21 protein-coding genes are annotated in these 21,188 nt (G+C 66.3%); 13 read left to right on the top strand and 8 right to left on the bottom strand.

Translation table 11 applies throughout. The features are described 5' to 3' along the window. Nucleotides 1-26 precede the first annotated feature (26 nt). The 3 genes from FM101_RS05435 to FM101_RS05425 are packed head-to-tail and all read left to right on the top strand — an operon-like array spanning nt 27 to nt 2,751. A complete protein-coding gene (locus FM101_RS05435) occupies nt 27-1,373 on the top strand; it encodes a dihydrolipoamide acetyltransferase family protein (RefSeq protein ID WP_086996596.1) in 1,347 nt (448 codons plus the stop codon). Nucleotides 1,374-1,430: 57 nt separating this feature from the next. Further along, the gene (gene idi / locus FM101_RS05430) at nt 1,431-2,036 is read left to right on the top strand and encodes an isopentenyl-diphosphate Delta-isomerase (RefSeq protein ID WP_245806625.1); all 606 of its coding nucleotides are present in this window, start codon (nt 1,431-1,433) and stop codon (nt 2,034-2,036) included. After that, complete coding sequence (locus tag FM101_RS05425; protein ID WP_179204245.1) at nt 2,029-2,751, top strand: NUDIX hydrolase; 723 nt, start codon at nt 2,029-2,031, stop codon at nt 2,749-2,751. Before idi ends, FM101_RS05425 begins: the two co-directional genes overlap by 8 nt. On the opposite strand, the gene FM101_RS05420 is transcribed toward FM101_RS05425, so the two are convergent. Next, the gene (locus tag FM101_RS05420; RefSeq protein ID WP_245806624.1) at nt 2,752-4,047 is read right to left on the bottom strand and encodes a PLP-dependent aminotransferase family protein; all 1,296 of its coding nucleotides are present in this window, start codon (nt 4,045-4,047) and stop codon (nt 2,752-2,754) included. A 58-nt stretch (nt 4,048-4,105) separates the two neighbouring features. Beyond that, nucleotides 4,106-4,507, bottom strand: coding sequence for a helix-turn-helix domain-containing protein (locus tag FM101_RS05415; protein WP_086996588.1), 402 nt, complete (start codon nt 4,505-4,507; stop codon nt 4,106-4,108). A gap of 92 nt (nt 4,508-4,599) precedes the next feature. Here FM101_RS05415 and FM101_RS05410 point away from each other — a divergent pair, with 92 nt between their 5' ends. Next, nucleotides 4,600-5,445 (top strand): carbon-nitrogen hydrolase family protein, encoded by an 846-nt coding sequence (locus FM101_RS05410; protein WP_086996777.1) that lies wholly within the window; start codon nt 4,600-4,602, stop codon nt 5,443-5,445. Nucleotides 5,446-5,675: 230 nt separating this feature from the next. Then, on the top strand, nt 5,676-6,863 hold the full coding sequence (locus FM101_RS05405; RefSeq protein ID WP_086996585.1) for an NAD(P)-dependent malic enzyme: 1,188 nt from the start codon (nt 5,676-5,678) through the stop codon (nt 6,861-6,863). A gap of 19 nt (nt 6,864-6,882) precedes the next feature. Here the strand turns inward: FM101_RS05405 and FM101_RS05400 are convergent, their stop codons facing one another. Further along, nucleotides 6,883-7,179 carry a DUF503 domain-containing protein gene (locus tag FM101_RS05400; RefSeq protein ID WP_086996581.1) on the bottom strand — a complete coding sequence of 99 codons (297 nt, stop codon included), beginning with the start codon at nt 7,177-7,179 and terminating at the stop codon, nt 6,883-6,885. A gap of 312 nt (nt 7,180-7,491) precedes the next feature. Here FM101_RS05400 and FM101_RS05395 point away from each other — a divergent pair, with 312 nt between their 5' ends. The 3 genes from FM101_RS05395 (at nt 7,492) to FM101_RS05385 (ending at nt 11,993) form a co-directional block, all read left to right on the top strand. After that, on the top strand, nt 7,492-9,009 hold the full coding sequence (locus FM101_RS05395) for an aldehyde dehydrogenase family protein (RefSeq protein ID WP_086996578.1): 1,518 nt from the start codon (nt 7,492-7,494) through the stop codon (nt 9,007-9,009). A 34-nt stretch (nt 9,010-9,043) separates the two neighbouring features. After that, entirely contained in the window at nt 9,044-10,636 is a 1,593-nt protein-coding gene (locus tag FM101_RS05390; protein WP_086996575.1) for a GMC family oxidoreductase, read from the top strand. 64 nt (nt 10,637-10,700) lie between these two features. Then, nucleotides 10,701-11,993 carry a DUF4232 domain-containing protein gene (locus tag FM101_RS05385; RefSeq protein WP_086996572.1) on the top strand — a complete coding sequence of 431 codons (1,293 nt, stop codon included), beginning with the start codon at nt 10,701-10,703 and terminating at the stop codon, nt 11,991-11,993. Here FM101_RS05385 and FM101_RS15840 read toward each other — a convergent pair. Beyond that, nucleotides 11,990-12,433 carry a LapA family protein gene (locus tag FM101_RS15840; RefSeq protein ID WP_086996569.1) on the bottom strand — a complete coding sequence of 148 codons (444 nt, stop codon included), beginning with the start codon at nt 12,431-12,433 and terminating at the stop codon, nt 11,990-11,992. The two genes, FM101_RS05385 and FM101_RS15840, sit on opposite strands and share 4 nt — an antisense overlap. Nucleotides 12,434-12,612: 179 nt before the next feature. Here FM101_RS15840 and FM101_RS05375 point away from each other — a divergent pair, with 179 nt between their 5' ends. Together FM101_RS05375 and FM101_RS05370 are read left to right on the top strand one after the other, a co-directional pair. Next, nucleotides 12,613-13,656 (top strand): Gfo/Idh/MocA family protein, encoded by a 1,044-nt coding sequence (locus tag FM101_RS05375; RefSeq protein WP_086996567.1) that lies wholly within the window; start codon nt 12,613-12,615, stop codon nt 13,654-13,656. Next, the gene (locus FM101_RS05370) at nt 13,653-14,912 is read left to right on the top strand and encodes an NAD(P)/FAD-dependent oxidoreductase (RefSeq protein WP_086996564.1); all 1,260 of its coding nucleotides are present in this window, start codon (nt 13,653-13,655) and stop codon (nt 14,910-14,912) included. Before FM101_RS05375 ends, FM101_RS05370 begins: the two co-directional genes overlap by 4 nt. Here the strand turns inward: FM101_RS05370 and FM101_RS05365 are convergent. After that, nucleotides 14,909-16,006 (bottom strand): YihY/virulence factor BrkB family protein, encoded by a 1,098-nt coding sequence (locus tag FM101_RS05365; protein WP_086996562.1) that lies wholly within the window; start codon nt 16,004-16,006, stop codon nt 14,909-14,911. The genes FM101_RS05370 and FM101_RS05365 overlap by 4 nt on opposite strands. A gap of 149 nt (nt 16,007-16,155) precedes the next feature. Here FM101_RS05365 and FM101_RS05360 point away from each other — a divergent pair, with 149 nt between their 5' ends. Beyond that, nucleotides 16,156-17,001, top strand: a complete 846-nt coding sequence (locus FM101_RS05360) for an HpcH/HpaI aldolase/citrate lyase family protein (protein ID WP_086996559.1) — start codon at nt 16,156-16,158, stop codon at nt 16,999-17,001. 10 nt (nt 17,002-17,011) lie between these two features. Here FM101_RS05360 and FM101_RS05355 read toward each other — a convergent pair whose 3' ends face one another. The 3 genes from FM101_RS05355 to rraA are packed head-to-tail and all read right to left on the bottom strand — an operon-like array spanning nt 17,012 to nt 19,142. After that, entirely contained in the window at nt 17,012-18,247 is a 1,236-nt protein-coding gene (locus FM101_RS05355) for an MFS transporter (protein ID WP_428844140.1), read from the bottom strand. Next, nucleotides 18,231-18,617, bottom strand: a complete 387-nt coding sequence (locus FM101_RS05350; RefSeq protein WP_086996555.1) for an ArsR/SmtB family transcription factor — start codon at nt 18,615-18,617, stop codon at nt 18,231-18,233. Before FM101_RS05350 ends, FM101_RS05355 begins: the two co-directional genes overlap by 17 nt. Before the next feature lie 60 nt (nt 18,618-18,677). Then, the gene (gene rraA / locus FM101_RS05345) at nt 18,678-19,142 is read right to left on the bottom strand and encodes a ribonuclease E activity regulator RraA (protein ID WP_086996552.1); all 465 of its coding nucleotides are present in this window, start codon (nt 19,140-19,142) and stop codon (nt 18,678-18,680) included. 81 nt (nt 19,143-19,223) lie between these two features. On the opposite strand from rraA, the gene FM101_RS05340 reads away from it, so the two are divergent. Beyond that, nucleotides 19,224-20,507 (top strand): MFS transporter, encoded by a 1,284-nt coding sequence (locus tag FM101_RS05340; RefSeq protein WP_086996549.1) that lies wholly within the window; start codon nt 19,224-19,226, stop codon nt 20,505-20,507. Beyond that, nucleotides 20,504-21,181, top strand: a complete 678-nt coding sequence (locus FM101_RS05335) for a FadR/GntR family transcriptional regulator (protein WP_086996546.1) — start codon at nt 20,504-20,506, stop codon at nt 21,179-21,181. The genes FM101_RS05340 and FM101_RS05335 overlap by 4 nt, the downstream gene beginning before the upstream one ends. Nucleotides 21,182-21,188: the final 7 nt, after the last annotated feature.

Here is a 21,188-nt window from a genome sequence, read left to right as displayed (position 1 = left end):
AACAGCATGCGCCCAAGGAGCAACCCATGAGTACCTTCAACCTGCCGGATGTCGGCGAAGGACTGACCGAGGCCGATATCGCCTCCTGGAAGGTCAAAGCCGGTGACACCGTGGCGGTCAACCAGATCTTCGTCGAGATCGAAACCGCCAAGTCCTTGGTCGAACTGCCCAGCCCCTATGCCGGGGTGGTGACGGAGCTGCACGCTGCAGAAGGTCAGGTCGTCGAGGTCGGCCAACCGTTGTTCTCCGTCGACGAAGCCGGGCAGCCGAGGAGTGCGCCGGCAACGCCCGTACCGGAGGCGACCCCGGCGCCCACAACCGCTGCCGCACCACCGGTGGAGGACCCGGCCGAAGAGCCCGCAGACCAACAGGCCCCCGGCCCGCTGGTGGGATCGGGCCCGAAGGCGGATCCGGTTCGGCGGCGCCCCCGCAGCCGTCCGGGCACCTCCGCGACACAGTCTGCAACCGAGGTACCGGAAGCCCCGGCCACGGCAACACCGGCCAAGCCGAAGGAAACCCAGGTCCAGGATCGGGTGCTCGCCAAGCCGCCGGTGCGGAAGATCGCCAAGGATATGGGTATCGACCTCTCCGAGGTCCGCGGCACCGGAGGGCAGGGGCAGATCACCCGCGAGGACCTGACCTCCTACCGTCCACCCAGTGGAGCCGCCTCGGAGCGGGTGACCCGCGAACCGGTGCGAGGGGTCCGCAAGGCCACCGCCAAGGCCATGGTGGAATCCGCGTCCACCGCCCCGCATGCGAGTATCTTCGTCGACGTCGACGCCACCCGGACGATGGAGTTCACCCAGCGACTGAAGAAGTCCCGTGACTTCGAAGGCATCAAGGTCTCTCCGCTGCTGATCCTGGCCAAGGCGGTGATCTGGGCAGCGGAACGGAACCCCGGGGTCAACGCCAGCTGGGTGGACACCGAGCAGGGCGCCGAAATCCATGTCAAGCACTTCATGAACCTCGGTATTGCCGCCGCGACCCCACGGGGACTGATGGTTCCGAACCTCAAGGACGCGCAGGATCTGAGCCTGAAGGAATTGGCGCTGGCCCTGAACGACCTGACCTCCACCGCGCGGGAGGGCAAGACCCGTCCCGAGGACATGCGCGGCGGAACGCTGACAGTCACCAACATCGGGGTCCTCGGCGTCGATACCGGAACTCCGATCATCAATCCCGGCGAAGTCGCCATCATCGCCTTCGGCACCATCCGGCAGAAGCCGTGGGTGGTCGATGGGGAAGTCGTCCCCCGCTGGATCACCACCTTGGGTGGCAGCTTCGACCATCGGGTCGTCGACGGGGCCCTGTCCGGAAGCTTCCTGGCCGATGTCGCCGCGATCATGGAAGAACCGGCACTACTGCTCGACTAGCCGCACCCCGCTCGGGATGTCGGAACGTGTCCCAGGACAACTGGAGAGGAACCCAACGTGAGCACTCGGACGCAGACACCAGGCGCCATCGAAAGCGTGGTGCTGCTGGATGCCGACCACCAGGAGGTCGGCAGCGCCGATAAGGCTGAGGTGCATACGAGGACGACGCCGCTGCATCTGGCGTTCTCCTGCCATGTCTTTGACGCCGAAGGGCGCGTCCTGGTCACGCGCCGGTCCCTCGCGAAGAAGGCCTGGCCGGGAGTGTGGACGAACTCGGTTTGCGGGCACCCGGGACCGGGCGAACCCCGGCAGGATGCCGTCCACCGTCGTGCCGAGTTCGAACTCGGGATGGAGCTGGACGTGGTTCAGATGGTCATTCCTGACTTTGCCTACCGTGCCGTGGACGCCTCGGGAGTGGTCGAAAACGAGTTCTGCCCGGTGTATTTCGCCCGGGCGGCCTCCAACCCCGATCCCCGTCCCAGCGAAGTTTCCGAACACCATTGGGTGGCCCCACAGGATCTGGTGGCCGCGGTCCGCGCCACCCCCTGGGCCTTCAGCCCCTGGCTGGTCTTGCAGATGCAGGAACTGGAGTCCCGCGGCATCTCCTATCAGGCCCCGACCCGGAACACACCTGATGGTGGAAGGGAAGCAGATCATGCCTGAATCCCCTGTCGAGCCCGCCCTGCACGGCGATGCGGCGACCGTCGTCCTGTTGCGCGATGCGCCCCGCGGGCTGGAGGTCCTCCTGCTGGAACGGCCCTCCCATCGTGGCTCCTTTGCCGGGGCCTGGGTTTTTCCCGGAGGTCACGTCGACCCGGAGGATCGGGATGAAGTCCCGCAGGATTCCGTGGAGCCGCTCCTCGGTGCCGCCCGGCAGGCTGGTGTACGTGAAACGTGGGAGGAGACCGGGGTGGTCATCAACGAACAAGACCTGGCCCCACTGTCCGTCTGGGCACCGCCGCCCAGCGTTCCGAAACGACTGCTCACCTGGTTCTTCCTCGCGACGGTGGAGCTAGCTGCTTCACAGCGGCTTCGGCTCAGTCCCGACGAGCATGTCGATCACGCGTGGCTGACTCCCGCCGAGGCACTCGAGCGGCACGCCCGCGGGGCCATGGAACTGGTCCCGCCCACGTGGATGACCCTGAGCTGGCTGACCGATCACCGCACCGCGGCAGAGGCGATGGCCGCAGCTCGCGCCGCCGAGCCGGCAGTATTCAAAAGTGTGGGTGCCCGCAACGACGAGGGTAGCCCCATTGTGGCCTGGGCCGGCGACGAGGCTTATGACCTGGACGGAGAGACGGGCCCTCAGGGCGCCCGGAACCGCATCACCCTCGATATCCGGCCGTGGTTCCACGAGCAGGTCGACGTCCGGCAGTGATCAGGCGGCGTCGATGGCGCGCTTCAACACCACTGCCAGACGCTTGATGCCCTCGTGGATCTTCTCCGGGTCGATGGCGCTAAAGGCCAGGCGCAGCCGGTTGTTCGGCTCGTCCCCGGGGGTGAAGGCCGCCCCGGGAATGAAGACGACACCATCATCGATGGCCTCGGCCAGCAACGGGTAGGTGTCGATCCCCTCCGGGAGGGTGACCCAGATGAAGAAGCCTCCGGTCGGCGTCGTCCAGTGCACCCCGGCCGGCATGAGCTCCTCGAGGGCAGAGAGCATTGCGGTGCAGCGCTCGGCATACAGGCCACGGTAGGCGGAAATCTGGGCGCGCCAGTCATGTCCGTCGAGGTAGCTGGTGATCAGCATCTGGTTCAGGGTTGGTGGGCACAGGACCACTGCCTCGCTAGCCAAGTAGAACCTGCGGGTCAGGTGTTCGGGCAGCAGGGCCCAGCCGATACGCAGGCCGGGGGCCAAAATCTTGGAGAACGAACCCATGTAGATCACGTCTTCGGGGTTGTTCGCGCGCAACGTCGGGTAGGGCTCGCCGTCGAACTTCAACAGCCCGTAGGGGTTGTCCTCGAGGACCAGGATATTGGCCTCACGGCAGATGTCGACGACTTCCTGACGGCGTTCGGCGGCCAGCGAGATCCCCGAGGGGTTGTTGAAGTTCGGGATCGTGTACAGGAACTTGATCCGCTTGCCGGTGGCCGTGACCGCGGCGATTCGTTCACGGAGGGCGTCCGGGACCAGGCCGTTCTCATCCATGGCAACAGATTCCACCTGAATCTGGTGGGCCTCGAAGGTATTCAATGCCCCGACGTAGGTGGGATCCTCGCACAGGACGACGTCTCCGGGGTCGCAAAAGACTTTGCAGGCCACGTCCTGGGCTGACTGTGAGCCGGTGGTGACCACGATGTTCTCGGGGTCGGCGTCGGTGATGCCTTCTTCCGCCATCACGTCACAGATATGCCGGCGCAGCTCGATCGTTCCCTTGCCGCCACCGTATTGCAGGGCGGTCAACCCCTCCTGAGCGATCAGATGATGGGCCATCTGGCCGATCTTCTCCAAGGGAAGCGAGGAGAGATAGGGGTTTCCTCCGGCCAGCGAGACCAAGCCGGGGCGCAGTGAGATGTCGAAGACGTCCCGAACGGCGGATTGCTTGATATTGGCGGCACGTTCGGAGAACAGGCTTTCGTGGCGGGACGAGGCCTCCGCACGCTCCAGGGCAAGCTCGGATTCGGTGGGCAACGTTTCGCTGTCCGGGGCGGTGGGGTTCTCTGGTGTGTTCACCCTCACATCGTAGCAACATGGGTTCACCATGAGGCAACAGTTGTTACCAGCAGGATGTTTACTGAGAAGCTTCGCCGCCACGAGGTTCTGAGGACGGGGCTTCCGTCTGCCGGGAGGATACCCATGCGGCGACATCGGCGGGTTTGATCCTGCGGTGACTGCCCCGGTACTCCACCGGGATGGTTCCCGCGTCGGTGAGGTTGCGCATATAGGTGTTGGACACCCCAGCCAAGCGGGCGGCCTGCGAGGTGTTCAGCCACCGCTCGGCGGTGCTGAGCACAATGGCTTCCCCCGCGGCCAGCCGGCCCAGCAGATCCAGGACGGCGTCAGCGGCCGTCGATGGCAGGCGCAGTGCCGTGCCGTCGACGAAAACCGTCGCGTCGGCGGACTCTCCCAGCGCCCGAGCCAAACGGGAAGCGTCGGACGCCGATAAGGCCTCATGCTGGGTGGTTTTGGTCAAGGCAGTGGTCTCCTGTGGAATAGGACCATCATGCCTTGCCGATTCACGCCTTGGGTGGATCGGCCCCGTATGGCAACCTCGAAGACATGCCGTTGAAAATCGCCTTGGCCCAAATCAACTCCATCGCCGATCTCGAGGCCAACTTCGAGGTCGTCCGTGATCAGGCGACCCGTGCTCGAGACGCCGGGGCCGCCGTCGTGGTCTTTCCCGAAGCCACCATGTGCGCCTTCGGCAACCCGCTAGCCGAAGTGGCCCAACCGTTGGACGGGGACTGGGCCCAGCGGATCCGCTCGCTTTCGGCCGAACTGGGGATCGTCACGGTCCACGGGATGTTCACCCCCGGCGAGAATGGCCGCGTGCGCAATACGCTGCTGGCCACCGGGCCCGGGGTGGAGACCAGCTACGACAAGATCCATCTCTATGACGCCTACGGTTTCGCCGAATCCGATGCGGTGACCGCCGGTGACTCGATCGCGACCTTCGAGATCGAAGGCGTCAGGTTCGGTCTTTCCACCTGCTATGACGTGCGTTTTCCCGACCTTTTTCGGGCTAACACCGCGGCCGGGGCAGTGGTCAACATCGTGTGCGCCTCGTGGGGCGACGGCCCCGGCAAGGCCGAACAGTGGGACATCCTGGTTCGTGCCCGCGCCGTGGACACGACGACGTTCGTGATCGCCTGCGATCAGGCGGACCCCGCAGCCAGTGGACGACCGGCCACGGGCAGCACCCCCTTGGGCGTAGGACACAGCAGTGTCATCTCTCCGTTGGGAGCCACCTTGGCCTCCGGGCCAACCGGCCCTCGCCTGACGGTCGTCGAGGTGGAAGCCGGCGACGTCGAAGAAGCCCGGAGCAAACTACCAGTGCTGGCCAATGCGCGTCAGATCGACGCCCAGGGTCGAGCGACAGCGCCCGGTTCCGCGCCGGTTCAGGGGCGGTAGCGCGACCGGAATGCTGGGGATGGGTCAGGTGATGCCCTACTCTGGTGAACAACGGTCTAAAGAAAGTACTGACCACTGCGCCAGCGCCGCGAGCCACCACCCCTGGCTGGCCTCCGCAGAGCAGGGCAGGCTGCCCTTCGCGTGACGAACCGGTCGCCGGAAACGTGCAGTCCGCGGAATCCGCGCCAGGCCCGCTTCCCGATCGGCAGACTTTCTCCAGGAGCATCCTCATGTCCACCACGACCACCCCTGAAACCACCCCCGGCCCCGCGACGCCCGTGCGAACCGAAGAGGTTTTCGCCGCCCATGAAGGCGGGAAACTTTCCGTCGAGTCCACGATGGCCTTGGATTCCACGCGGGCCCTTTCCATCGCCTATACCCCCGGTGTCGCCCAGGTCTCCCGGGCGATCGCCGAGGACCCCGCCAAGCATGCCGCCTACACCTGGGCTTCACGCCTGGTGGCCGTGGTCTCCGACGGCACCTCGGTGTTGGGCCTCGGGAACATCGGCGCCGCGGCGTCCCTGCCCGTGATGGAAGGCAAATGCGCACTCTTCAAGGAATTCGGTGGGTTGAATTCCATTCCCTTGGTGCTGGAAACCACCGACGTCGACGAGATCATTGAGACTCTCGTCCGGCTTCGTCCCAGCTTCGGGGCGGTCAACCTTGAAGACGTCTCGGCACCGCGCTGCTTCGAATTGGAAGAGCGTCTCATCGAGGCCTTGGACTGCCCGGTGATGCACGATGACCAGCATGGAACGGCCGTCGTGGTTCTGGCTGCGCTGACCAATGCCGTCCGGGTGGTCGATAAGGAGCTGTCCGGGCTGCGGGTGGTCGTTTCCGGCGCCGGCGCCGCCGGTATCGCGATCACCGAGATCCTTCTCACCGTCGGTGTCGGGGACGTGGTGCTGGTGGATTCGCAGGGCGTGATCCACCGCGACCGCGACGACCTGAACCCGATCAAGGCCAAATATGCGGCCAGGACCAACAGGGACTCCATCATGGGCGGGATCCGCGAAGCCCTCGACGGGGCTGACGCCTTCATCGGTGTTTCCTCCTCGCAGGTCCCCGAAGAGGACCTGGCGAACATGAACGAGCGCGCCATCATCTTCGCGCTGTCCAATCCGGATCCCGAGGTCATGCCCGAGGTCGCCGCCCGTTATGCGGAGGTCGTCGCGACCGGGCGCAGCGACTTCCCGAACCAGATCAACAACGTGTTGGCCTTCCCGGGGATCTTCCGCGGCGCCCTGGATGCTTCGGCGCGCCGGATCACCGCGCAGATGAAGATCGCCGCGGCCCGAGCCATCGCCGACCTGGTCGCCGGGGATCTGGCCGCTGAGCACATTGTCCCCTCGCCGCTGGACCCGCGGGTGGCTCCTGCTGTCGCCGCTGCCGTGCAGGACGTCGCCTCCGGAACATAGAACCGTGGCGTAGCCGGCTCTACTCGTCCTCGGAGGAGTGGAGCCGGCGTCTAGCGCTGAGAAGCTCGATTTCGGGCCTGTCGGCGACCAAACGTTCGACCGCGTCGAGCACCTCGATCACGTGGGCCGCCTCCGCTGCCACGACGCCGGCACTCAACCCGGCCCGGCGGTGCAGGTCCTGATGACTCGTTTCGGCGACGGACACCTCAAAGCGCCGCCGCATCTCGGCCAGAAGGGGCCGGACCAGGGCACGTTTGGCCTTCAGCGAGTGAACGTCGCCAAGCAGCACATCGAATTCGATCCAGCCGAACCACATGCCCCCATCCTCCGTCACGCCAACGCAGGAGCCAAGGGGGCGCGGGGCCGGCGATCACCGGGTTCTGGTGTGCGTTTGCTCACCCAGATCCCGTGCTAACATGCGCGGGCACTCCGCGCAGACTCCCCTTCTTGTTACTGTGCTGAATATGACTTCGAGCAAACCGGTCGGATCTGCCCGGCACCCACATGCCGTGCCGCCCTCCGGTGAACGGCTCCGAGAGCCGTGCCGGAGGCCGAGCAACCGGTTCGCCTTCTTCGGCACCTCCATCGCCACCGAAGACGAAGCACCCCCCAACCCGAAGGAGCAGCCATGACCGCTACCCCGCAGACCCCCTACCCCAACCAGCACACGCTGTTCATCGGCGGGCAATGGGAGGCGGCCGCCTCCGGTGAAACCCGCGATATCATCTGCCCGGCCGATGGCACCCACGTGGCCACTGCCTCCGAGGCGGCAGCTGCCGATACCGAGCGTGCGATCGCCGCCGCCCGTGCCACCTTCGATTCCGGAGTCTGGTCCTCGGTGCCCGCCCCCGAACGCGGTGCCTTCCTGCTGAAGGTCGCCGCACGGCTGCGCGAGCGCAAGGAGGAATTCGCCCGCGCCGAAACCGGTGACACCGGCAAGCGGATCCTGGAATCGCGCATCGACATGGATGACATCACCAACTGCTTCGAGTACTTCGGCCGGCTGGCCGGTCAGGATGCCGGACGCGTCGTGGACGCCGGGGACAATACGGTCGTCTCCCGGATCGCCTACGAACCGGTGGGCGTATGCGCGATGATCACCCCGTGGAACTACCCGCTGCTGCAGGCGGCCTGGAAGATGGCCCCGGCCATCGCCGCGGGCTGCTCGTTCGTGCTCAAGCCCGCCGAGCTGACCCCCTCTACCTCCATCCTGATCATGGACGTCTTCGCCGAGCTCGGACTGCCCGACGGCGTCGCAAACCTGGTCACCGGTGCCGGAGCGACCGCGGGTGCTCCGCTGTCGACGCACCCGGACATCGACATGGTCTCCTTCACCGGCGGTCTGGTCACCGGTCGGGTGATTGCCGCAGGCGCCGCCGGGACCGTGAAGAAGGTCGCGCTGGAACTGGGCGGAAAGAACCCCAACATCGTGTTCGCCGACGCCGACTTCGACGCCGCCGTGGACAATGCCCTCAACGGTGCGTTCGTGCACTCCGGCCAGGTCTGCTCCGCCGGGGCCCGGCTGGTCGTCCACGAATCCATCGCCGAAGCCTTCGTGGATCAACTGGTTCGCCGAGCCGAGGATATCCGCATCGGCGGCCCCTATGACGACAACGCCGAAACCGGTCCGCTGATCTCCGCCGCCCACCTGGAGAAGGTCGACGCCTACGTCAAGAAGGGGGTCGCCGAGGGGGCCCGCCTGCGCACCGGCGGCCGTGCCGCCACGGAGGAGGATGGTGCCGGGCTGGGCGCCGGGCATTACTACCTGCCGACCATTTTGGACCAGGTCAGCCGGGGCATGTCGGTCGTCGCGGACGAGGCCTTCGGCCCCACGGTCACCGTCGAGACGTTCTCCACCGAGGACGAGGCAGTAGCCATCGCCAACGACACGATCTATGGTCTGGCCGGCGCCGTGTGGACCCAGGATGCCGGACGCGCCCAACGGGTGGCCGGACGCCTGCGTCACGGAACCATCTGGATCAACGACTTCCACCCCTACCTGCCGCAGGCAGAATGGGGCGGCATGGGCCAGTCGGGTGTCGGCCGTGAGCTCGGCCCGACCGGCCTGGGCGAGTACCAGGAAGCCAAGCACATCTACCAGAACACGGCTCCGCAGGTCACCGGCTGGTTCGCCGATCGCGCCTAACCCGTTCCCGATCTTGAGCAAGGAGAGTACTGAGATGACTGATTTCGAGACGTTGGATGGTTCGACCTACGACTACATCATCGTCGGCGGTGGATCCGCGGGCGCCGCGGTCGCCGCACGACTCAGCGAGGATTCCTCCCTCGAGGTGGCCCTGGTCGAAGCCGGGCCCGATGACCGGGGAATCGACGAGATCCTGCAGCTGGACCGCTGGATGGAACTGCTTGAGTCCGGTTACGACTGGGACTACCCGATCGAGGAGCAGGAGAACGGCAACTCGTTCATGCGCCACGCCCGCGCCAAGGTGATGGGCGGCTGCTCCAGCCACAACTCGTGCATTGCCTTCTGGGCGCCGCGCGAGGACCTGGACGAATGGGAGTCGAAGTACGGGGCCACCGGCTGGAACGCCGAGACCGCCTTCCGGCTGTACAAACAGTTGGAGACCAACGAGGACGCGGGGCCTGACGCCCCGCACCACGGAGATTCCGGGCCCGTCCACCTGATGAACGTCCCCCCGGCGGACCCCAGCGGTGTGGCAGTACTGGACGCCGCCGAGCAGGCGGGCATCCCGCGGGCGAAGTTCAACAACAACGAAACCGTCACCAACGGTGCGAACTTTTTCCAGATCAACCGCAGGGCCGATGGAACCCGCTCCTCCAGCTCGGTGTCCTATATCCACCCGATTGCCGACCGGAAGAACTTCCACCTGCTGACCGGGCTGCGCGCGAAGGTGTTGACCTTCGACGAGGAGAACAGGTGCACCGGTGTGGCCGTCGTCGACAACGGGTTCGGCAAGACCTACCAGCTCAACGCACGCGCAGAGGTCGTGGTCTCCACCGGTGCCATCGATTCGCCCAAACTGCTGATGCTCTCGGGCATCGGCCCGGCGGAGCAACTGAAGCAGAACCGGGTGGAGGTCCGCGTGGATTCCCCCGGTGTGGGCGAACACCTGCAGGACCACCCCGAGGGGGTCATCCAGTGGGAAGCGAAGAAGCCGATGGTTTCCGAGTCGACCCAGTGGTGGGAGATCGGGATCTTCACGCAGACCACCGAAGGGCTGGACCGCCCCGACCTCATGATGCATTACGGCTCGGTGCCCTTCGATATGCACACCCTGCGTCAGGGCTACCCGACCACGGAGAACGGCTTCTGCCTGACACCGAATGTCACCCACGCGAAGTCACGCGGCACCGTGCGCCTGCGCAGCGCCGACTTCCGGGATAAGCCCAAGGTCGACCCGCGCTACTTCACCGACCCAGAAGGTCACGACATGCGCGTCATGATCGCCGGCATCCGCAAGGCCCGCGAGATCGTCTCCCAGCCGGCCATGGCCGAATGGGCCGGGCGTGAGCTCTACCCGGGGACGGAGGCCCAGTCGGATGAGGAAATCGCCGACTACATCCGGCGCACCCACAACACGGTCTACCACCCGGTGGGCAGTGTCCGGATGGGGCCCGCCGACGACGAGATGTCGCCGCTGGACCCCGAACTACGGGTCAAGGGCGTGCAGGGGCTGCGCGTGGCCGACGCCTCGGTGATGCCCGAACAGGTCACCGTAAACCCGAATATCACCACCATGATGATCGGCGAACGCTGCGCCGAACTGATCAGGCAGGCCCGCAAGGGCTGACCAGTCACCGGCCGGCCGGCGGAACGAGGACGCGGCGGGGGATCGTGCCCGGTACACTCCGGGAATGACCCCGCAGCGCCCCGTTTCCGTCCGCCCGGCAGTTGCCCTGTGGGCCGCGGTGACCGCCGCGGGCGTCTGGCTGGTGGCCACGCTGATCAATCAGTGGATCGCCGCGCCCGGCACCGGGCCGGTCATCACCGCCCTGAAGCCACTGATTCCCGCCACGGGGCCATCCGGGCTGGCCGGGATTCCGGCACCCTGGCCCTTCCTCGTTCCACTGGCCGCCGCGCTGGCCCTGGGTTCGCTTCTGTTGGCGTTGCTGCCTGCGGTGCTGCGACAGGTTCCCCGCCCGAAACCGCTGGCTCTCTTCCTGGCCGGCTGGGCGTGCGTGGTCGCTGCCGCAGCCCTGCTGGGCGCGCTGCTGGCCCTGGGCGCCATCGTTGCCGGATGGCCCCCGGCACGGTGGTCGTTCATCTTCTCAGGAGTCCAGCCACAGGTCGGGGCAGGAGCCTATTGGGGGCTGGTGTGGGGCTGGATTCCCGCGGCGGTCGCGGTCCTGGTGAGCCGACACTCCACCGAAGCTGCCACCGCACCGTCGGGGAGGAAGTCTCCTGCATGGCGGGGTACGCGCGCCATCGTGGATATTCTGCCGGCACTGGGCTTCGCCGTCGTGCTGGTGGCGGCGATCTCGCTGGCCGCTGCGGCACCCCGGGCCACGACCCCGGCTGTCTCCGAACCGCCCCCCGCACCGAAGCACTTCGGGCACCCCGACGTCTCGGCGGCCGTCGAGGAGGGGGCTCCCGGTTCCGCGCATCCCGAGGGCGGACACTGGTGTTCAGGGGATGCGGTGCACAGCGAATTCGGCATCGGGGACGCCGCGACCGGACACCGTTCCCAATTGCTGCGGGTCACCAACACCTCGGGGCAGGCATGTCGGCTGGGGAACTACCCCGATATCGTCTTCGACAACGCCGAGGGCGATGCGATGAACGTCTTGTTCTACCGGGGCGGATCCTTCATGACCGAGGATGCCGGCCTGGCGGCAGTGATCCTGGAACCGGGCTCCAGTGCAACGGCGGAACTGGGATGGAACGCCATGGCCACCGCGGGGGTTCCCACCCCGGGCACCGCGCTGGTGGCCCCGTATGCCGGCGCCGCGCGGGCCCGACTTCCGTTGCGCTCGGGCCGGGAGGGGCATTCCGCGGCCTCCGCGCCGGATACCATCCGCCACCCCGGTGAGCGCGACCCGGAGGTTCCCGACCGCGAGCGGGCCGACCCGTCACCGGTGCTGGACATCACCGATGGGTCGGCCGTGGCGATCACGGCCTGGGCCCGCGAAGTGGCAGCCGGGTCCTAGCCCTTCTTTGGGGCCTTCTTGGGTGCCTTCGGCTGGGCCTTGCGGGCGTGGCTGCGCAATTGGACGATGCGGGCCGCTCCGGCAATGGCGACGATGATGCCGCCGCCGACCGCTCCAACGAACAGTGCCAGTCCGAGTTGGACCGTCCCCTCCCACCCGAAGTAGCGCAGCTGCACCGTATTGGTGTTCTGCGCGATGAAGATGATCAGCAGCACCAGGAACACCAACGCCAGCACCGTCGCCGTCCACATGACCCCGCTACGGGTGACCCGGAGCGGGTCCTCGGCACGTGCGGCGGAGGTGCCGCCGGTGGGCTGATTGGCCGGTGTGCCGCCGGTGGGGGTGACCCCTGCGGGCGTCGGCCCTGCTGGCTGATCGCCGACCGGTGTCCCGGTGGCCGGCTTCCGGGGGTCCTTCGCTGGCTTCGGGTCCTTCGCCATGAGCACTACCTTTCGTCGACGTGGGCCGTGCCGTCCGTGCCCGGCGGTTCCGGGTCCCGGACCGCCGGGTGGCGAGCCAGAGGGCAGGTGCCCGTGGCTCTTCGCCATTAGTTTACTTCCAGAAGCCGCCGGCGTCCTGATTGGTAGGGTTTGGCTAGACCCGTCCCGAAGGAGCCACCATGAACCCGCGCCCGAAATTGCGTACCGCCGTGCTGGGATATGGGCTGTCCGGCCGCGTCTTCCACGCCCCGCTGATTGCCGCCGACCCCGATTACTCGCTGGACGCGATCGTCACTAGTCACCCGGTGCGCAGTGCCGACGCTGCTACGGCCCACCCAGAGACCTTGATCATCCCCGACGCGCAGACCCTCTTCGCCCGGGCCGCAGATTTTGATGTGGTCGTCATCGGAACCCCGCCGGCCACCCATGCACCCCTGGCACTGGAAGCGATCGGGCACGGCCTGCATGTGGTGATCGATAAACCCTTTGCCATCTCTGCTGCCGAAGGACGTGAAGTCATTGCGGCGGCCGACGCCGCCGGCGTGAAGCTCTCAGTTTTCCAGAACCGCCGGTGGGACGCTGACTTTTTGACTGTTGCCCGGGTGGTCCGTGAGGGGTCCCTCGGTGAGGTCCACACCTTCGAGTCACGGTTCGAACGCTGGAAACCCGCAGGACTGCGTGATTGGAAAGACAGCGCAGGAATTTCAGGTGGCGGGGGAGTCCTGTTCGATCTGGGCAGCCACGTCATCGACCAGGCAGTGGCCTTATTCGGACCTGCGGCGAAGGTGCATGGGCTGACCCGGAGGATCAGTGCTGGAGGATCCGACGCGGACGAAGATGCCTCCATCGTCATCCGGCACCAGTCAGGCGTGGATTCGCATTTATCGGTCGGGCTGCACTTCGCGGTCCCGGCTCCGCGCTTCCGGGTCCTGGGATCCCGTGCCGGATTCGAAATCTGGGGTACCGACGGGCAGGAGGCAGCGCTGGACGCCGGAATGAAACCCGACGACGCAGGGTATGGGCGGGTCCCAGAAAACCAGTGGGGTCGGCTCGGTGTTCCGGGGTCCATGGAACCGGTGCCCTCGGCGGTGGGCGCCTATCCGGAGTTCTATCGTCTCTTCGCCACGGCGGTCCACGGCAACACTTTGCTGCCGGTGGATCCGGAGGACGCCGTGGCCACCTTGCAGATCATCGAAGACATCCACGGGAGCAACCGGGCATGAACACCGAATCCAGCACCGCATCCAACCGAGGCAACCCATCTTCGGGCCCGGAGGCCTCCGTCCTGATCATCGGTGCCGGGCTGGCGGGATTCTCCACGGCGCGTCAGCTGCGCAGCCTGGGCCATACCGGACGGGTCAGAATCGTGGACCCCGAAGGACTGCCCTATGACCGGCCGCCCTTGAGCAAGGACTACCTGCTCGGGCGCACCGACCAGACGGGACTGCTGCTGGCCGACGCTGCCTGGTGTGAAGAGCACGAGATCGAAATCCTCACCGGAGCCGTGGCCAGCCTGCACCCGGCGACTGGCGAAGTGGTTCTGGTCGACGGCACGGTTTTGGATGCCGACGTGCTGGTTCTGGCCACCGGGGGGACGGCACGGAAACTTTCGATCCCCGGCGGGGACCTGGGCACCGTGCTGGAGTTGCGCAACCGGGACGACGCGGACCGGCTGCGCCACGCGTTACTGCCCGGCATACGGCTGGCGATTATCGGGGCGGGCCTTATCGGGGCAGAAACTGCCTCTGCGGCCCGTGAACTGGGCGCCGTCGTCGTCCTCATCGACCCCATGGACCCGCCCCTGGTCCCGGCCGTCGGTCCCGAACTGGCCCGCCGGTTGCACGATATGCATGCCGAGAAGGGAGTCACCGTGGTGACGGGAATTCCCGAATCCATCACCCGGAACGAGGGGCAACACATCATTGCGCTCGCGAACGGTGAAGAGATCATCGCCGACGCCGTCTTGGTGGGGGTCGGGATCACCCCCAATACGGCGCTCGCCGAGGCCTCGGGGCTGGAGGTCGACGGCGGGATCATCGTGGACAGCCAGCAACGCACCAGCCACCGGCGCGTCTACGCCGTGGGGGACTGCGCCCGGACCCGCACCGTTGAAGGCGTTCTCAAACGGCGGGCGGAGCACTGGGAAAACGCGATGAACTCGGGCCACCAGGCGGCATCGGCCATCGCCGGAGTCGACGCTCCGACGCAACGGGCCGACTGGTTCTGGTCCGACCGCCACGGGGTCCATGTCGAAGGGGTGGGCTCGATGACCGAACCGGGGACCACCGTGATCCGCGAGGCGGACGGGGTTCCGGTGATGGCCTTCCGGGTGGACGGCGAGGGTTATCTGCTCGGGTGTGCCACGGTGGACGGGGGGTTGGCGGTGAAGGCCGCCCGTCGGATCATCGACCGGCGGATCCGCGTGGATCCCGCGCACTTGGCAGACCCCACCGTCAACCTCAAGAAGCTCGCCCGCTAGCTGTCTTCCGGTTCGCGGGCCGCCTGGTGTCGCAGCGAGCTGCCGGCCTGGACGTCACGTTCCTCGACCAAGGCCTGCTTATCGCTGGCCTTGGTATCGCGTGGGGGCAACTGCACCGAGCGCTCTGCCTTGATGCCACCCTGCAACTGGCGGGCCCGTTCCATCTCCGAGTCGAAGACTGCCCCCAGGAGCAGCGAAAGGTTCGCGATCCAGATCCACAGCAGCAGGACGATGACGCCACCAATGGCCCCGTAGGTTGCGTTGTAGTTCCCGAAGTTGGACACGTAGAAGAAGAAACCGACGGTGGCCAGCGCCAAGACCACCAGCGCGATCACCGAACCCACGCTGAGCCAGCGGAACTTGGGCTGCTTCACGTTAGGGGTGCCGTAGTAGAGGATGGCGATCACGAGGATGACCAGGAGCACGGCGAGCGGCCATTTGGCGATGCCCCACACCAGCACCGCGGTGTCGCCGAGTCCGATCACATCACCGATGGTCTGGGCGATGGGGCCCGAGACGATCAGCAGGACCACCACGACGACGGCGACCAGCAGCATCACCAGGGTCACCAGCAGCAGCACCGGCTTGAGTTTGAAGAAGGAGCGGCCTTCGGTCACGTCATAGATCTGGTTCATCGCCCGCCCGAACGCCCCGGTGTAGCCCGAGGCCGACCACAAGGCACCGAGGATACCGACGATGAGAGCCAGCCCGGCCGAGGGGGTATTGGTGAGCTGCTCGATGGGCTGACGCAGCGTATCGACAACCCCCGGGCTCGCGAACTTCTCGAGGAAACCGATCAACGCCTTCGTGGTGGATTCGGCCTGGCCGACGACACCCAGCACGGAGACCATCGCCAGCAGGGCCGGGAAGATGGACAAGACCGCGTGATAGGTCAGACCCGCAGCCTGGTCCGTGCACTTATTACGGCCGAACTCGTGCAGTGACCGCTTCATCACGTATTTCCATGACGGGCCGCGCAGATCGGTCGGCGCCGAGGGTTTGCGTGCGTCGTCGGGCGAGGGTGCGTTGCGATCCTTCGCTGCGGTATCGGCGGCAGTGCCGCTCTCAGGTTCGACGCGACGATGACCTGGCATGGGAGCCTCCGCTGACTAGTGGTTGACGTGGGTTTTCGTGGGCACTGAAAGTCAAGCATGGGGGGCGGGGAGGCACAACCTCACGGGCGGCGTGTGATGACCGCCCTGTCCGGTGGAAGGCGGAGGCGCCAACTCGGTAGTGTGTAGGTATGTCCCTTCGTAACCGCCGCGCCGCGTCCCTGCCTGCCAAACTTTCCCGCTCGTGGCTGTTGGTCAATGCAGCAAACCCCGAGTTGTTTGCCCCGGCACTGTCATCCGAAGCGGACTCGGTCATTTTCGATATGGAAGCCTCGGTACCCGATAGCCAGAAGGCCGAAGCCCGCGATGCCGTGGTCGAAGCGCTGAGCACCGGGATGACCGCTTGGGTGCGCGTCAACGGAATCGAAACCGATTTCTGGGCCGAAGACCTGGCGGCACTGTCCAAGGCCAAGGGCCTGCGCGGGGTGATGTTGGCGATGACCGAAAAGCCCGAACAGGTGACCCTGACGGCCATGCGTCTGCAGGCCGGTACCCCGGTACTGGCGTTGATCGAATCGGCGGTCGGCATCGAAAACGCCACCCCGATTGCCTCCGCCCCCGGCACGTTCCGGCTGGCCTTCGGCGTCAACGACTTCCGCAAGGACACCGGCGTCTCCGACGACCCGCTGGCCTTGGCCTACGCCCGAGGCAAGCTGGTGGTGGCCTCCCGCGTCGGCCAGCTGCCCGGAGCCATTGACGGCCCGGCCGCAGCAGGAGCCGACTCCGAGGCTGTTCACGCCAGCTGCCGGACGACCGCCACCATGGGCATGACCGGAAAACTCAGCCTCTCCGCAGGGCAGGTCGACGACATCAACCAAGACCTCTCCCCGAGCACCGACGAACTCTCCTGGGCTCACGAACTCCTCGAAGCCCATGCCGCCGGCGCCTCGGTCGGCGACGGCTCCTACCTGCCGCGTCTGGCTCGCGCCCAGAAGATCGCCGACCTGGCCGACTCCTACGGCCTCTGGAACGCCTGATCTTTTGTCGTCAGGCCACGCCTTGACGGTTCACCGAGCTGCGGGCGGGCCAGGCCCGCCGTGCGGCCACTGCCGCTGCCACGGTGAGTCCGGCGAGGACCAGCGCCGTGGCCGGCAGCCCCAGCAGCGCCCCCGAGATTCCGGCTGCCGGATAGGTGAGAATGAAGCAGGCGTGGGAAAGGGAGAACTGTGCGGCGAACACCGCAGGCCGGTTTGACTCGTTCGAGAAACGCCGCAGAAGCCGAGCCGAGGGCGTCAGGATGAGGGAGGTCGCTGCCCCCAACACCAACCAGATGGTCAGCAGGAACGCCCATGTCGACCCCGAATCCGCGAGCATCGTCGCAGCTGAGGTGGCCACCAGCCCGGCCGGCAGAATGATGGCTCCGCCGAGCATGACCCGTCGATCGGGGATCGCGTCGAGCACCCGGGGAAGTGCCAGCGCAACGATCATGGAGCCGCTGCCGTAGGCGGCCAGAAGCAGCGCGACATCGGTTTGCGAGCGACCCAACTGTCCCTGGACCAGCACCACGGTGTTCACCACGACCATGGCGGTGGCCGCGGCGACCACCATGTTCAGTGCCAGGAGACTCCGAAGTTCAGGAGTTTTCCAGAACACCCGGGATCCGCGGGTCAGCCGTTCCAGGAACGGGGAAGCAGCGGCGGGCCGGAGGGCGGGAAAGACGGTCGCCAAGACCAGGACGGCCGAGCCGACGAATCCGATGGCCGTGCCCACGAAGAGATTGTGGTAGCTAAGAAGGGTGAGCAGGGCCGCGGCGAGCATCGGGCTGAGCAGGGATTCCAGGTCGTAGGCGAGGCGGGACATGGACAAGGCCCGAGTGTATTGGCGCTCCTCGGGCAAAATCTCCGGGATCACTGCCTGGAACGCCGGGGTGAACGTCGCCGAGGCGGCCTGCAACACGAAGATCAACACGTAGATCTGCCAAACTTCGGTGACGAAGGGCAGCATGAGGGCAACTCCGGCACGCAGCACATCGGAGCCGATCAGCAGGACCTTGCGAGGCACCTGCGAGGTGATGGCCGCGGCGATGGGTGCCACGGCGACGTAGGCGAGCATCTTGATGGTCAGTGCCGTGCCGAGAACGATGCCTGCGTCGCCGCCGGCCAGGTCGAAGGCCAGCAGGGACAGGGCCACCGTGAGTAGGCCGGTACCCAGCAAGGCGACGACTTGGGCGCTGAAGAGCTTCCGGTAGGACGCGTTGCGCAGGACCTCAAGCACGCGCGGCATCCGTAGTTGTTTCCGTGGGAGGACGGTCCTGCTTGTGGTGGGCCGGGTGTTCATCCAGGGCGTGTTGGGCTTGGAAAATAGCGTCGGTCACCAGCTGTCGGGCGTGCTCGTTGGCGAGACGGTAAAAGACCCTGTTTCCCCCCTGCCGCGTCGCCACGATGCGGGCCAGGCGCAGTTTCGCCAGGTGCTGCGACACTCCGGCCGGCGACTTGGAGACGATTTCGGCCAGGCTATTCACCGGCAATTCCCCATCGCGCAGTGCCAAGATGATGCGGACTCGGGTCGCATCGGCCAGCATCGTGAAGACTTCCACCGCCAACTCCACGTAGTCACTGTCCGGCGGCACAGTAAATTCACTATCTGCATTCATGCGTAGATAGTTGCATATAACTCGTCGCACCGCCATGGCGTCGGCAGGTGTGCCCGGAGCTCAGGCCTCGACGACGATCCCGTCCTCGTCCGAATGCAGCATGGCACCCGGCCTGAAGTCGACCCCGCCGAAGGAGAGAATGACGTCGGCCTCTCCGTTGCCGTGTTTGGAGGACTTGCGCGGGTTTGAACCGATGGCCTTCACCCCGAGGTCCAGTTCGGCCAGGGCCACCCGGTCGCGGATGCAGCCATGGATGACGACGCCCGACCAGCCGTTGGCCACGGCGGCCTCGCCGATCATGTCACCCATGAGGGCGGTCTCCAGTGATCCGCCGCCGTCAACAACGAGGACGGCGCCCTCGCCGGGAGTGTTCAGGGTCTGTTTGAGCAGGGCGTTATCGCGGTCGCAGCGGATGGTCCGTATCGGGCCGCTGAACCATGTCCGTCCCCCCAGGTTCTGGAGCTGCACGGAGAGCGTCTGGAGCGATTCGTCGTCGTCGAACAGGTCGCAGGTAGTGAAAGTCATGAACCCAGCATAATTCCAACGGCGATAAGACGTGGATCACCATAGTTGGACCATGAAACATCAGACGTCTAATGTTTCTCCGTGCCCTCTTCGACTTCCACCGCCCCACCACCCTCCGTCATCCCCCGGACGCGCTGGATCACGGTGCTCGGCGTGGTCGCCGTCGTGCTGGTGGGTTTGAACCTGAGGGCCGGCATCACCAGTGCCGCCGCCCTGTTCCACGACCTGCAGGCGGTGCTCGGGTACGGGCCGTTGGTGGCGGCCATCCTCCCTTCCATCCCCACGGTGACCTTCGCCTTCGCCGGTGCCGCGACCGCATGGTTGGTCCGCCGCATCGGGGTGGAGCGGACCATTTTGTTGGCGTTGGTCATCCTGGCTGCCGGGCTGGCGATCCGTGCCATCCCCTCGGTGGGCATGCTGCTGGTGGGGACCGTCGCAGGAATGTGCGGGATCGCGTTGTGCAACGTGGCGATGCCCTCCTTCATCCGCGAACACTATGCACACCGGACATCGACCCTGACCGGAACGTACACGATCACGATGTCCCTCGGGGCCACCGCAGCCTCGGCGCTGGGGGTCCCGTTGGCCCGGCAACTGGGTTCCCCGAGCCTGGGGTTGGCTGCCTGGTCGATTCTGGCCGCCGTCTCCGTCCTGGTCTTCATCCCGTTGGCGATCGCCGGTCGGCCGCGGCCGCGGCCGCGACAGGATGCCGCCCTGCCGGTGGCTCCGGCGGAACCCGGAGGCTCACTGCTGGCAGTCTTGCGAACCCGCCAGGGCCTGCTGATCACGGGGTTCTTCACCGTCCAGGCACTGTTGGTCTATTCGCTGATCAGTTGGTTGCCGGTCATCCTGATCTCCCGTGGCATGGACCCCTCGGCAGCAGGAATCATGCTGGGTCTCATGCAGCTGGTCACGATCCCGGCGACCGTGGTGCTGTTGGCCATGGCCACCCGCCCGCATCTGCTGCGTTCGGCCTTCATGGTGTGCTGTATCGGGATCCTGCTGGGTCTGAGCTGCCTGATCCTGCTGCCCGTCGGTTTCTCCGTCCTGTCAGTGGTCCTGTTGGGCCTCGGACTCACGATCTTCCCTCTCTTGCTGGTCGTCATTAGCCGCAGCGGCCGCAATGCTGTCGAAACCACGGCGATCTCCACGGTGGCCCAATCCGTGGGTTACCTGGTGGCCAGCGCTGGACCCTTCGGCCTGGCGTTGCTCCACACCCTGGCCGGCGGCTGGACCGCACCGTTGTGGGTGTTGTTCGTCGTCGCGGTGATCCAGCTGCTGCTGGCCTGGGCTCTCACCTCCGATAGACCGGCAGGACCGGCAGGTCAGGCACGCCGGAGGAGGAAGCGTGAGGTGCCGGCATGAACATCCCGCCGCGGACCCCCTTGGTCCAACAAGTCACCGATGCCCTGCGCCGGGCCATCAGCTCGGGCGAGTGGCCGGTCGGTGCACGGATCCCCGCCGAGCCGGCGCTGATCGAACGATTTGCCGTCTCGCGGGGCACGCTGCGTGAAGCCATCAAGGCCCTATCGCATGCCGGCATGCTTCAAGTCCGTCGCGGGGACGGAACCTATGTGCGCACTCGCAGCGAGATCGAAGGCGCCATCGGGCAGGCCTACCAACGTCATTCCGACCAGGACGTCATGCAGGTCAGGTTCGCCCTGGACGCCCAAGCGGCCCGGCTGGCAGCGGGCGTCGCCGGTGAAGCCGAGCTGGAGCAGCTGCGGGCAATTCTGGCCGAACGCCGTCGAGCGTGGGAGGTCGAGGATATCGAGGGGTGGATCGACGCCGACTGGAACTTCCATCTGGGGGTGGCCCGCGCCTCGGGAAATGCCTTATTGGCCGAGCTGTATGCCAGTTTCGGTGACGTCTTCCATGGCAGCAAGCTAGCCCAGCGCCTCTACCGCGGTTTCGACGGTTGCCGGGCGGCAGGTCATGAGGAACTTCTTGAGGCGATCGCCGCAGCGGATCCGGAGGCAGCGGATCGCAGCACGGTGTCGAACCTGCTGTACTGCCTGTCTTTCACCGAGGCGGGCTGAGCGCGGG

Origin of the sequence: Arthrobacter rhombi (genome assembly GCF_900163545.1) — a bacterium.
Classification (GTDB): Bacteria; Actinomycetota; Actinomycetes; order Actinomycetales; family Micrococcaceae; genus Arthrobacter_H; species Arthrobacter_H rhombi_A.
Note: the sequence above shows the minus strand (reverse complement) of the source record. Positions and strands in the feature narration are given on the sequence as shown.